This is a genomic window from Mesorhizobium sp. Cs1299R1N1 (genome assembly GCF_037179655.1).
In the GTDB taxonomy this organism is placed as follows: Bacteria; Pseudomonadota; Alphaproteobacteria; order Rhizobiales; family Rhizobiaceae; genus Mesorhizobium; species Mesorhizobium salmacidum.
The window spans coordinates 22538-34746 of record NZ_JAPYKR010000021.1; the positions used below are offsets into that span (position 1 = coordinate 22538).

General features: G+C 61.3%; 14 protein-coding genes and 1 pseudogene. 10 read left to right on the forward strand and 5 right to left on the reverse strand.

Features of this window, described 5'->3' with window-relative positions; translation table 11 throughout:
* Positions 1-15: 15 nt before the first annotated feature.
* Both O7A70_RS30375 and ssuD read right to left on the reverse strand, forming a co-directional pair.
* Positions 16-1476, reverse strand: coding sequence for an FAD/NAD(P)-binding protein (locus O7A70_RS30375; RefSeq protein WP_337143630.1), 1461 nt, complete (start codon positions 1474-1476; stop codon positions 16-18).
* Entirely contained in the window at positions 1473-2645 is a 1173-nt protein-coding gene (ssuD, locus tag O7A70_RS30380) for an FMNH2-dependent alkanesulfonate monooxygenase (protein WP_337143631.1), read from the reverse strand. Before ssuD ends, O7A70_RS30375 begins: the two co-directional genes overlap by 4 nt.
* Before the next feature lie 621 nt (positions 2646-3266).
* On the opposite strand from ssuD, the gene O7A70_RS30385 reads away from it, so the two are divergent.
* Positions 3267-3470 (forward strand): hypothetical protein, encoded by a 204-nt coding sequence (locus O7A70_RS30385; RefSeq protein WP_337143632.1) that lies wholly within the window; start codon positions 3267-3269, stop codon positions 3468-3470.
* Between the two features lie 160 nt (positions 3471-3630).
* On the opposite strand, the pseudogene O7A70_RS30390 reads toward O7A70_RS30385, so the two are convergent.
* Positions 3631-3815: pseudogene (locus O7A70_RS30390) on the reverse strand (IS110 family transposase); the annotation flags it as partial.
* A gap of 243 nt (positions 3816-4058) precedes the next feature.
* Here O7A70_RS30390 and O7A70_RS30395 point away from each other — a divergent pair.
* Together O7A70_RS30395 and O7A70_RS30400 are read left to right on the forward strand one after the other, a co-directional pair.
* Complete coding sequence (locus O7A70_RS30395) at positions 4059-4841, forward strand: Crp/Fnr family transcriptional regulator (RefSeq protein WP_337143633.1); 783 nt, start codon at positions 4059-4061, stop codon at positions 4839-4841.
* 87 nt (positions 4842-4928) lie between these two features.
* A complete protein-coding gene (locus O7A70_RS30400) occupies positions 4929-5174 on the forward strand; it encodes a hypothetical protein (RefSeq protein ID WP_337143634.1) in 246 nt (81 codons plus the stop codon).
* Positions 5175-5619: 445 nt separating this feature from the next.
* Here O7A70_RS30400 and O7A70_RS30405 read toward each other — a convergent pair whose 3' ends face one another.
* Entirely contained in the window at positions 5620-6045 is a 426-nt protein-coding gene (locus tag O7A70_RS30405; RefSeq protein ID WP_337143635.1) for a phasin, read from the reverse strand.
* 453 nt (positions 6046-6498) lie between these two features.
* On the opposite strand from O7A70_RS30405, the gene O7A70_RS30410 reads away from it, so the two are divergent.
* The 5 genes from O7A70_RS30410 (at position 6499) to O7A70_RS30430 (ending at position 9358) form a co-directional block, all read left to right on the forward strand.
* Positions 6499-6852: a hypothetical protein gene (locus O7A70_RS30410; protein WP_337143636.1), complete on the forward strand. Its 354-nt coding sequence runs from the start codon at positions 6499-6501 to the stop codon at positions 6850-6852.
* 268 nt (positions 6853-7120) lie between these two features.
* The gene (locus O7A70_RS30415) at positions 7121-7615 is read left to right on the forward strand and encodes a hypothetical protein (RefSeq protein ID WP_337143637.1); all 495 of its coding nucleotides are present in this window, start codon (positions 7121-7123) and stop codon (positions 7613-7615) included.
* Positions 7612-8262, forward strand: coding sequence for a DUF4037 domain-containing protein (locus tag O7A70_RS30420; protein WP_337143638.1), 651 nt, complete (start codon positions 7612-7614; stop codon positions 8260-8262). Before O7A70_RS30415 ends, O7A70_RS30420 begins: the two co-directional genes overlap by 4 nt.
* 173 nt (positions 8263-8435) lie before the next feature.
* A complete protein-coding gene (locus O7A70_RS30425; RefSeq protein ID WP_337143639.1) occupies positions 8436-8876 on the forward strand; it encodes a hypothetical protein in 441 nt (146 codons plus the stop codon).
* A gap of 11 nt (positions 8877-8887) precedes the next feature.
* The gene (locus tag O7A70_RS30430) at positions 8888-9358 is read left to right on the forward strand and encodes a MucR family transcriptional regulator (protein WP_337143640.1); all 471 of its coding nucleotides are present in this window, start codon (positions 8888-8890) and stop codon (positions 9356-9358) included.
* Between the two features lie 231 nt (positions 9359-9589).
* Here the strand turns inward: O7A70_RS30430 and O7A70_RS30435 are convergent, their stop codons facing one another.
* Positions 9590-9802: a cold-shock protein gene (locus O7A70_RS30435; RefSeq protein ID WP_337143641.1), complete on the reverse strand. Its 213-nt coding sequence runs from the start codon at positions 9800-9802 to the stop codon at positions 9590-9592.
* A 324-nt stretch (positions 9803-10126) separates the two neighbouring features.
* Between O7A70_RS30435 and groES the strand changes: the two genes are divergently transcribed.
* Together groES and groL are read left to right on the forward strand one after the other, a co-directional pair.
* Entirely contained in the window at positions 10127-10423 is a 297-nt protein-coding gene (gene groES, locus O7A70_RS30440) for a co-chaperone GroES (RefSeq protein ID WP_337143642.1), read from the forward strand.
* A 65-nt stretch (positions 10424-10488) separates the two neighbouring features.
* The gene (gene groL / locus O7A70_RS30445; protein WP_337143643.1) at positions 10489-12144 is read left to right on the forward strand and encodes a chaperonin GroEL; all 1656 of its coding nucleotides are present in this window, start codon (positions 10489-10491) and stop codon (positions 12142-12144) included.
* The last annotated feature ends 65 nt before the right edge of the window (positions 12145-12209 follow it).

Here is a 12209-nt window from a genome sequence, read left to right on the forward strand (position 1 = left end):
TCGGGCTTGTGGTTATCAGCGCGCGAGCGCGACGCTCCCGGCATTGGCGCCAACCGCTCCGCCCGAGGGGAGCGTGTCGAGCAGCCCGGCGATCTCGGCCGCGACCATTCGGGCATGGCGAGCCACCTCCGGCAGTCCCATGAGTTCGCCAAAGGTGCCTCGCGCCAACGGACCGGCGACGAAAAGCCCGGCAACCGGCTTGCCATCGCTGCCGATGGCGCGGCTATCGAGACTGGTCTCGATACCGAGCCCGTATGCGTCGCCCCCGATCAGCCCGGCCTCAGTCAGAGAACGCAGCGCCGGATTTGACTGGAGCGCCTGTCCATGAGCCGGCCCCGTCGTGTTGATGACGGCGTCGAAGCTTGCCGTCTCGATCCGCGTCTGTCCGCGCCGTTGGAAGCTGATCGCGAGGCTCTCGCCCTCATCATTCGACGCGACGAGCCTGGCGGCGATGGTGTCGAAGGTGCCGGCAATCTGACGGCGGTCCAGCACGCAAGCGACCTGCGGTGCGATCCTGAAGCGATGGACATCCCAGAACACACGCAGTTGGCGGACCAGCCTTGCCCGTTCCGGCGGCGCAAGGGCGGCCCACAGGAGCGGCCCTTGCAGGCGCAATTGGTCGAAGACCGACTGCCAGTTGACGTTGGCCTTGCGCGCGGACGCCAGTGTCGCGCGAATATTGCGAAGCAGGCCAAGCGCTGATGTCGCCGGCGATGAGGCAAAATCGCCGAAGGGCTCGCCCCTCACATCAGGATGACCGCGCGAGCGCAGCCCGCGGCGCGACAGCGCCAGGATGCGACCGCGGTGGCCGCGGCGATCGAGCTCGGCCACCATGTCGGCAGAGGTCAGCCCGGAGCCGATGATCAGGACCGAGGCGCCCGGCCCGATCCCGGCAAGTGCCGACGATGCGTAGGGATCGGCGATGAAGCCAGGTGCTTCAGCCAAGGAGGCAAGTGCTGCCGGGATTGCCGGCAGAGGATGCGTCGCGGCGAGCACGACGATGTCGGCCTCGACAGGTCCGGCAGAGGTCTGCACGGTCCAGCCCGCGCCCTTGGTTTCTCTCACTACCTGCGAGGCCTGAGCCTCAACGTGACGGATGGCGCCCGAAGCCAGCCACGGCGCCAAATGCTCGGCGACGTAGCGGCCGAAGACGCGGCGGCGCGGAAACACGTCGCCGTTCTTCCACAAAGCATCCGGGTCCCGTTCGAGTTCGCCGCTGCCGGCTAACCAACGCGCAAAATGCTGCGAGTCATCGGGAGCCATACTCATTCTGACCGCCGGGACGTTGACCCGATGCGACGGTTCTTCGCTGGAATAGGCAAGGCCGCCGCCAAGCGCTGGACGCGGCTCGATCACTGAGATCGACAGGCGCTCCGGCCGATTTGCCCGCGCAAGATGCCAGGCGACCGCCGCACCTGAAAAACCGCCACCGATGATGGCGACGCGCAATCGGCGGGCCAGAGGCAGCGCTTTCACGAGGCGCTGGCGAGCGATTTTGGGCGATGGTCGCCGGCGATGGTTTCGCCAAACGGGCCGGTGTTGACGGAGGAGCCTACGGTCTTGACCGGATGGTCGGTCGGCAGTTTCGGCAGCACCAGTTCGCCGAAGCGGTAGGCTTCTTCCAGATGCGGGTAACCCGACAGGATGAAGGTGTCGATGCCGAGGCGCCGGTATTCGTCGATGCGCTCGGCAACCGTCTCCGGATCGCCGACCAACGCCGTTCCCGCGCCACCACGCACCAGGCCGACACCGGCCCAGAGATTGGGCGCGATCTCCAGCTTGTCACGGCGGCCGCCATGCAATGCGCTCATGCGCGCCTGGCCGACAGAATCCATGCGGCCGAACACTTTCTGCGCCGAAGCGATCGTCGCGTCGTCGAGCCGGCTGATCAGGCTGTCGGCGGCGGCCCAGGCCTGTTCGGTCGTCTCGCGGGCGATGACATGCAGGCGAATGCCGAAGGAGAGCTTGCGGCCGGCCTTCTCGGCCAGCTCGCGCACGGCGTCGAGCTTGCGTTCGACATCGGCCGGGGGTTCGCCCCAGGTCAGATATTTGTCGATTTCCTGCGCCGCCACTTGCGATCCGGCATCGGACGAGCCGCCGAAATAGAGCGGCGGATAGGGCGTCTGCACAGGCGGAAACAGCAGACGGCCGTCCTCGATCCTGAAATGCTTGCCCTGGTGCTCGACGGTCTCGCCGCTCAGCACGCGCTTGTAGATCCGCAGGAATTCCTGCGTCACCTCATAGCGCTCGGCATGCGAGAGAAAGATGCCGTCGCCCTTGTTCTCCAGCGGATCGCCGCCGGTGACGACATTGATCAGAAGGCGGCCGTTGGAGATGCGATCGAGCGTGGCGGTCATGCGCGCGGCGAGCGTCGGCGACTGCAGGCCGGGCCGCACGGCGACGAGGAAGCGTAGCCGCGCGGTTAGCGGCGCCAGTGCCGAGGCAATCACCCAGGAATCCTCGCAGGCCCGACCGGTCGGCAACAGCACGCCATAATAGCCCAGCGTGTCGGCGGCCTTCGCCACTTGCGTCAGATAGGGCAGGTCGACGGCCCTGCCGCCTTCGGTCGTGCCGAGATAGCGGCTGTCGCCATGCGTCGGCAGGAACCAGAGAACCTTGATGCGATCGGGGACGTCGTGGGTCATGTGTCGTCTCGTGCGTCGGTGACAATCGTCGGCGAGAACCGCCGCGGCTGCGGGCAGCGTTTGGCGAGGTGACCATCATCGCTGTCCCCTGCAGCAAAATCGCCAACAAGGTTGCCTACTATACCAATTCTGTAGAATTAGTTTTCCAAGCTCTCGGGTTGCCGGTGGGATTTTTTATCTCACGGTCATAGGATGGACGCGCAGTCATCCGAGGCATCGGTCAGATTTCCACCGTGGCGTACCGATGCATGTCAACCAGAGATGCCACCGCCGCCGGCGCCCATGTCTCGCTCCTCGCGATAGCAGAGGTGGGCCAGCGTCAGCCGCAGCGCAGGATTCGTGCTTCGAGCGCGCAGCAACGAAGGCTCGACGCGCGACAGGCGGATGGACCTCGCCTCGCAAGACCCGCAAACAGCGTCCATGGCCGTCCCACTTTTCTTGGTCTGACGGCGAAAATCCCGCAGCAAAATAGTGGCCGCGTCATTAACATCGCATGCGATCCGGTCCCTGCATTGGTGGTCTTCGCGGCCCTCACAATTAGGCGTGTTGCCGCCTAAGCCTGCTTGAACTCGGCACGGCACTGCGCGATGGTCAAAGCCGGCCTAGGGACGCGAGCTACCAATGAACCCGACGAAGAAGGCCCCACCTTTCGTGCCGACCGAAATTCACGTCGGCACTGTCGAGGATGAGAAGGGCGCGCTCGGCATCTTGTCTATCAAGACAACGAAGGGCCTGTTGGAAATCGTTCTGGATAGTCACACGGCCGACGCCATCCTTGATGCCATCGGCGCGATCCGACCAAAGCTCGATGATGGCGGCCATTAGACGTCCACTGGACGTTCTCGTACATCCAATGCTAAAGTAGTAGGTGGGGCAGAAGCATCAGGAGCACTGCCCGGTAGTGTCGCCAGGGCGGCGTGCAGTGCGTTCATCGTCTCAGGTCATTGTCATCGCGCACTATGGCGACAAGGCTGATAATTCCGACTAGACCGGTCGCTCTGACAATGCCCAGCTCGGCAAGATTCGCTCTCAAGGCATTGATTGTTTGAGTGCGCTGACGGATGAGCAAATCGCGTGCCTTGAGCACCATTCCAGCAGCCTGTTCGTCCTGTGTTTTTACCGGAACATAGCGCATGGTCGACCGCGTACTGCCTCGCAGATAGCTTCGGCGGAGAATACCGAACCCAGGTTGCGGAGGTCTGCCGCTGGCTTTTGGAAACCATCGGCGACGGAGACTGGCAACGCCATTTCACCGCCTTCGCTCAAGACGCCTACGACGCATTGGACTACAGGGCCGAAGACGAATGGCTCGCGACCCGATGAGGGTCTGGATCGGACGGTCGTCGGCTACCCAAGGCAGTTCCTTGCCGCGCGACGCGTCGGCAAGGCTTTGCCAACCGCACATTTGAGCCTATGCTCAACCATCGGCCGCCGTTTATCCGGATGCAGCCGACAGTGAGAGATACGCGCTCTTGCCCGTTTGGGAGAAGGGCTATGCCTCAATCCGCTTTTCGCAACCATGTTTTGAAAACCCTCGCGCCGGAGGATTTCGCGCGTTTGCGGCCGTCGATGCATCACATCGAACTCGCCATCAAAGCCCGGCTGGAGATCGCGTATCAGCCGATCGAGCACGTCTATTTTCCCGAGACGGGCATCGTATCGGTGGTCGCCGCCATGACCGGAGGACGGCAAAGCGAAGTCGGCCTGATCGGCTATGACGGCATGACGGGGGTTGCGGTCGTTCTCGGCCAGGACAGGTCTCCCAATGAAACCTATATCCAGGTCGCCAGCGACGGCTGGCGACTGCCGGCTGAACATCTTCGCATTGCGATTGCCAGAAGCCAGACCCTTCAGCCGTCACTGCTTCGCTACGCCCACGCATTCCTGGTCCAGTCGTCGCGAACGGCGCTGGTCAACGGCCATTCGAACATCGAGGAACGGCTGGCCCGCAGGTTACTGATGCTCAACGACCGCGCAGAAGGAGATGTCATCTACCTGACGCATGAACTTCTGGCGACCATGCTCGGCACCCGTCGCCCCGGCGTTACCATCGCCATCCAAATGCTCGAATATCGGGGGCTGGTTCATACCAAGCGTGGCGAGATCACGATCGTCGACCGACCTGGAATGATAAAACTCACGGACGGTGCCTATGGCGAAGAGGAGCAACGTGACTTCGGCATAGGCACTGACTGACTGACTGTCTGGATTCGGACATAGGCTTGATGGCGGTTGAATTCCTGCCGTAAACCATATTGGTCAGGGTTCAGGGAGGAATTCTAGATGACCAACGCTTTTCATTCCATCACGGTTGAAAGAGCCGCCGAAGCCTACGTCCTTTCCAGGGGAAGGGCACGCTTTCTCTCCATCGCACAGGCAATCCGCGCCATCCGAACGCTCATGCCCGCTTGCAGGGCCACCGACCGCGAGTTGGAGGAGATGTTGGCGACTGCATCCATCGTTCACGGCGTGCCCGTAGCCTTTGACGCAAAAACAGCCGATGGCATAGTGCCGCAACTCCATTCGTAGGCCGAAAATGCCCGAACTCGCGCGGACGCCGACGTCATCGGAGGTTCGCCAAGCGATTGTCCGCTACCTGATCGACAACGTCGACAGGCCGTGTATTTCGATATCCGAGGCCAATCACGCCGTGAGGAGAGTGCTTCTGCCGTGTGAACTCACGGATTGGGAACTTAGCGATCTCATTGCGCGAAGCGCTATAGACGCTGGATTTGCGATCGAATTCTCCGCGGCGGATTCTTGATACACCCGTTGTGGCATGTGTCGTCGGTAGTTTCGCGCCTAGTCCAGGGATGTCTTATAATGCAGTGATCGCTGCTTAAGGCCGGTGGAAGTGCAGGTTGTTTTTCGGTAACGAGCGTGACACTGACGTGACGCATGTCCACGGCATCGTGCTCCGAAAAATGGAGGACACCGGTATGCCGACCTGCACCTATTGTGGCTCCTGAACAAATCAGGCGGCCTTGAGATCCTTCTGCGCCTTCTCGAAGGCATCCTTGACCGGCTTCGAAACCTCAGTCACCGCCTTGGCAGCGAGTGCCTGGAAGTCATTGGCTTGTTCGATACCCATTTCGACGCGCTTGCGCAGGAAGGTCGTCTGCAGCTCAAAAACTTCTGACGGCGACTTTGCACGGACCAGAGCCTCGAGGTGCGAAAAGTCAGCTTCGGCATTGGCGCGCAATGCGGCGACAAACTTCATCGACAACTCATTGCCGGCGGACTTCGCGGTTTCGGTGGCCGACCTGAGCGCCTTCTGGGCGTCTTCGGCGCCCGATTCAAGTTTTGCGAGAGCCTCTTTGGATTGCTCGAAGCCCTTTTCGGCGACTGCCGAAAATTCGCTGGTTTCGGTTGTGCTGGACTTGTCTGTGGTCTTGGACATTGCCTTAGCCTTCCGATGAAGATGGTTCCTGCCCGCCTTCAGCATATTGAGGTTGATCTGTGACAGCTGTATGTGCACTGCGCCATTTTTTTTCCGGAGCTGTTATAGCTCGACGCCGGCACTATCCGTGGCCTTGGGCGTACGAGTACCGGTTTCTGAGCGCATCAGCTTGGCGCCTGCTCGCTCGAACCTGTGGCCGTTCGGCGCGGCCTCGATGGCCGAGCGCGACGAAGCAAACGCCAGTCGACCGCAGCCGACGCACCTGATTCCGGCAGATCAACTCAATCTGGGGTTGCTTCGTCTGCGGGCCTGGTTGTATAACTATGTCCAGCAAGGGAGTGGAGCATGCGCCCAAGGGCTGGCATTTCAAGTTTGACAATTCACCCCGTGAAAAACAAGGCACAAATTAGGCTTGCCTGTGACCGATGCCACCAGCCCTCTTCGATAATGGTCGTGACAAAGCGCCACGAGTATGTCTGTCCACGCTGCCTGGACACCGGTTCTGATGAGGCAGGGCGTGGTGACCAGGTGATGCTCGACGTTGGTAGCGTTCGCAACGAGAAGGATGGCGTAGTCAAAATCATGTGCAAGGGTCAGATCGCCGACTTCGTGCGCGACCTGAAAGCAATTGGCTGTGAAATCACGGCCATTGGACATCGCGGCTATGTATTTGGTGATGCGGACCTGCACAGTGAGTCCGCGAAGGAAAAGGCATACGCTATTGCCGATTCCTACGGCGAGCGTAGCCATCTAAGGCGCGATATCGTCGAATATCTTCGGTCGATCGGCAGGGTGCATCGACTGTGACACTGCGATCTAAAGGCTTGGCTTGGTCACGATGGGCGATCTCACTCAAGGTGGTTGCGCCGCAGGTCGCTATCGAGGGGATTGACCAACGCTCGCGCGCAGGCTCATGACGAGCTGCATTACCCACCTGTAAGCGCTGCTGGGCGCTCTTAGACGATAAAGCGTCAAGTCGCCTGAAACTGGTCATCACGCGGATGGCAGCAGTCGCTGCGTCGCGGCCGGGAGGCGGGTGATTTGAATCTGATCGGGCCGTGACGGCAATTACAACATGCGTTTTATACCCAACGACAGGGATGGTCCGTTGACACAAGGAATTGGCATTGGTCTCTCCCAGCGGTTCTATCGAACTCTGGTTGCCCCGATCATCCAAGAACATTTTCCCGATTTATCTCACGCCGCATGCCGGATCGGCTTAGGCTCGGAAGTCCTCGGCTATGATACCGAAATGTCAGCGGATCATGACTATGGTCCCTGCCTGCAGATATTTTTACCTGAAGCGGAGTTTTCGGCCACTGCCGATAGGATGATGCAGATATTCGATCACATGTTACCAGACCGCTTCGAAGGCTGGACGGTTAGATACCCGACCAATGTTCGCCCTCCCGGGGTCGATGCGCGAGAGCCAGGGATGCTGGCTCTGACCACGGCGTCGATATCTATACGGTGGGGGCATGGTGTGATCTTTTTCTTGGCCGCCAATTTGCAACGGACCTCTCGTCGCGCGATTGGCTATCGTATTCGGAACAGCTGTTCCTGTCGGTGACCGCCGGTGCCGTCTTTCGGGATGATGTAGGCGAGCTGACTGCGCTCAGGGACAGGCTTGCCTACTTCCCGCGTGACGTCTGGCTTTACAAGCTCGCAGCACAATGGGGGCGCATCGCGGAAGAGCGCGCTTATGTCGGGCGGGCGGGCGACGCCGGCGATGAGATTGGCTCCCGCGTCGTCGGCGCCCGCATGGTCGGAAACCTCATGCGGCTCGCCATGCTGATCGAGCGCCGCTATGCACCATATCCCAAGTGGTTCGGCACGGCCTTTTCCAGGTTGGTCTGCGCGCCGCAGCTATCGCCGATCCTTGCGGAAATCTTGGCTGCACCGACTTGGCAGGATCGGGAGGCCGGACTTCTGCGTGCCTGCCAGTTCATGGCGGAGTTGCAGATAGCAAAGGGAGTCCCTGGTGCAACCGCGCCGGTCCTGGGAGCCCTTCACAATCGGCCGTTTCAGTTCGTGGACTCACTGAAGATTTTCGCCTCTCTGCGTAATGCGATCGAGGACGAAGAGTTGCGGCAGCTACCGGAATTCGGGGGAGCAGATCAGTTCCTCAGCAGCAACTTTGTCCTTGCGGTGCCTAATTTCTCGCAAGCCGCAGCAACGGCATTGTTCGATACGAAGCCCAGAAGAGAAGCCGACTGAAAGTGAGGCGCCGCATGGCGGCATAAGCCGTCTCCAGGCGCTCGCGATTTCCTCGACCACCTCCCCCGGCGCGCGAGCGATGAAGTCCGGGTTGTCGAGCTCTGCGGACAGCTTTGCGGATCTCAGCCTCGAGGCCGCTGACCTGCCTCGCCAGCCGCACTCGCTCCGCCTCGATGTCGACGAACTCAGCCACCAACGAGGCGAATGCCGCGCCGGCCGCGGCAAATGGGACCGCCCCTTTTCCTGCAGTATCAGCGAAGCGCAGCTCCGAAATCCGCAGCAACCGGCAAATTCGCGGTGCGCTGGCTTCCAACGATCGGCGCTGGATTGCGCTCGCGGCCGCCACCAGAGCGGCGGACGGGTGGACGGTGGCACATCTGGCGCACCGAGCGGCCTTCCGAAACGGCTCCGATGATCAGGTCGATCTCGGCATCGGCGGCTTTATCGATCAGGCCCGCAATTGTTGGGCAAGACGTTCTCGGGATGACCTGGCTGCGAGCGCCACGAGCGGATTGCGGGATGAGCATCGCCATAGCGCGCCCGAGGCAATTATTGCTTTCGGCGGCGGGCATGACTATTGGGTGGAACTTCGCCGACTGCTGATCATGCAATAAGGAGCGTCCCCGTGACAGAAGAAGCCGACAACACCACGACTGCTGGCCTCATCGAACTCACCGCCGATGTGGTCGCGGCGTATGTCTCGAACAATCCGGTTCCGGTCGCTGAACTCCCGGCGCTGATCGGGCAGGTGCATGCAGCATTGAAGGGCACGGCCGGTGGCGTCGCGTCTGCAAAGCCGGAAGCTCTCAATCCTGCCGTGCCGATCAAGAAATCGGTCACGCAGGACTTCATCATCTGCCTGGAAGACGGGAAGAAGTTCAAATCGCTGAAACGCCATCTGTCGACCGACTACGGCCTGACGCCGGACGAATACCGCGCCAAATGGGGTCTGCCGGCCGACTATCCGATGGTCGCGCCAAACTACGCAGCCGCACGTTCGGCATTGGCCAAGAGCATGGGTCTCGGCCGCAAACCCAAGGAACCGGAAAAGCCAGCGCCGGCGCAGCGGACCCGCAAGAACGCCACAGCTCATTGATCGCCGATCCGTCGTTCTGGCTCAGGGCGGCTGCCTCATACTCGACGCCAACATGAAAGGCGGGAGAAGTCCCGCCTTTCCGTGTAACCATTCTTGTTCTACCGGAATTCTGGAAGGCGCACAGCCATCCGCTGCGGCCATCCGGTTGAGCCAGGTTGCAGTGCACTTGTCGAGCGGCCGTCGGTACATCTGAGACTTGCGCAGCCCCGACGTTGTTTCGGGGGCGCGAAGTCAGCCTGCTTTGCTGAGATTGGCGGCCGACGACTTGCCGGTGCGGCGGTCCTGTTCGATCTCATAATTGATCTTCTGGCCATCGGCGAGGGTCGAAAGCCCCGCACGCTCGACGGCGGAAATGTGGACAAATACGTCCGGACCGCCGCCATCAGGCTGGATGAAGCCGAAGCCCTTGCTGCTGTTGAACCGCTTTACGGTCCCCGTCGCCATACTGTATTCCTTCATAACAGTTGCAGCGTAGCTTGACCGTAAGCCAAGCCGTTCATTAGAGACTTGGAGATAGGCGCAGGAAAAGCGAAAAATCGCAAGTCCTGAGTCGATCGGTCGACATATCTACGCTTGCAAAACATCGGCTCAGTGGTGCCGCACCGACCGCATCCATCAACCTCGGCGTGCTCCATTACGCCGTCCGTCGCGCCTTGACTTGCGACCGTCGACGGCCTATCCAGCCATTGTTAGCACTCTGCCTAGGTGAGTGCTAATCGCGCTCCCGGCAACGGGGAATCGTCCACATCCGCACCAGGGAAATCCAAAATGGCAAACTCAAAGTTCCGCCCGCTTCATGACCGCGTGGTCGTTCGCCGGGTCGAATCCGAATCCAAGACCGCCGGCGGGATCATCATCCCGGACACGGCAAAGGAAAAGCCGCAGGAAGGCGAGATCATCGCCATCGGCTCCGGCGCTCGTGACGAAGCTGGCAAGCTGGTTCCGCTGGACGTCAAGGCCGGCGACCGCATCCTGTTCGGCAAGTGGTCGGGCACCGAAGTCAAGCTCAATGGCGAAGACCTTCTGATCATGAAGGAATCCGACATCATGGGCATCATCGGCTGATCATCGGCCTCACCTTCAACTTGAATTTTTCGGGCTCTATCCGAGCCCCTGCCAGGAGCTAAAACATGGCTGCCAAAGACGTAAAATTCTCCCGTGACGCCCGCGAGCGCATGCTGCGCGGCGTCAACATCCTCGCCGACGCGGTGAAGGTCACGCTCGGCCCCAAGGGCCGCAACGTCGTCATCGACAAGTCGTTCGGCGCCCCGCGCATCACCAAGGACGGCGTCACCGTCGCCAAGGAAATCGAGCTTGAAGACAAGTTCGAGAACATGGGCGCGCAGATGGTCCGCGAAGTCGCTTCGAAGACCAACGACATCGCCGGCGACGGCACCACGACCGCGACCGTTCTGGCGCAGTCGATCGTCCAGGAAGGCCACAAGGCGGTTGCCGCCGGCATGAACCCGATGGACCTGAAGCGCGGCATCGATCTGGCCGTCACCGAAGTGGTCGCCGCTCTCGGCAAGGCCGCCAAGAAGATCAAGACCTCCGAGGAAGTCGCCCAGGTCGGCACCATCGCCGGCAATGGCGACGAGTCGGTCGGCAAGATGATCGCGGAAGCGATGCAGAAGGTCGGCAACGAAGGCGTCATCACGGTCGAGGAAGCCAAGACCGCCGAGACCGAACTCGAAGTCGTCGAAGGCATGCAGTTCGACCGCGGCTACCTCTCGCCCTACTTCGTCACCAACGCCGACAAGATGGTTGCGGAGCTCGAGGACGTCTACATCCTCCTGCACGAGAAGAAGCTCTCCAACCTGCAGGCCATGCTGCCGGTCCTCGAAGCCGTCGTGCAGACCTCGAAGCCGCTGCTCATCATCTCGGAAGACGTCGAAGGCGAGGCCCTGGCCACGCTGGTCGTCAACAAGCTGCGTGGCGGCCTGAAGATCGCCGCCGTCAAGGCGCCGGGCTTCGGTGATCGCCGCAAGGCCATGCTGGAAGACATCGCCATCCTCACCGGTGGCCAGGTCATCTCGGAAGACCTCGGCATCAAGCTCGAGAATGTCGGCCTCGACATGCTCGGCCGCGCCAAGAAGGTGTCGATCTCCAAGGAGAACACCACCATCGTCGACGGCGCCGGCCCGAAGGCAGAGATCCAGGGCCGCGTTGCTCAGATCAAGCAGCAGATCGAGGAGACCACCTCGGACTACGACAAGGAGAAGCTGCAGGAACGTCTGGCGAAGCTCGCCGGCGGCGTTGCCGTGATCCGCGTCGGCGGTGCGACGGAAGTCGAAGTCAAGGAAAAGAAGGACCGCGTCGATGACGCCCTCAACGCGACCCGCGCGGCCGTGGAAGAAGGCATCGTTGCAGGCGGTGGCGTTGCCCTGCTGCGCGCTTCGGCCAACCTCAACGCCACCGGCGCCAACTCAGATCAAGCTGCCGGCATCAACATCGTGCGTCGTGCACTGCAGGCTCCGGCCCGTCAGATCGCTGCCAACGCTGGTGCGGAAGCATCGATCGTTGCTGGCAAGATCCTGGACAATGCGAGTGCGACATATGGCTACAACGCCCAGACCGGCGACTATGGCGACATGATCGCCATGGGCATCGTCGATCCGGTCAAGGTCGTGCGCGCGGCTCTCCAGGACGCGGCCTCGGTCGCCGGCCTGCTGGTCACCACCGAAGCCATGATCGCCGAAGCTCCCAAGAAGGACTCGGCTGGCGGCGGCATGCCTGGCGGCATGGGCGGCGGCGGCATGGGCGGTATGGGTGGTATGGACTTTTAAGAAGTCCGACCCATTGCAGATACGGAGAGGGCGGCAGCGATGCCGCCCTTTCCTTTTGCGTTTTG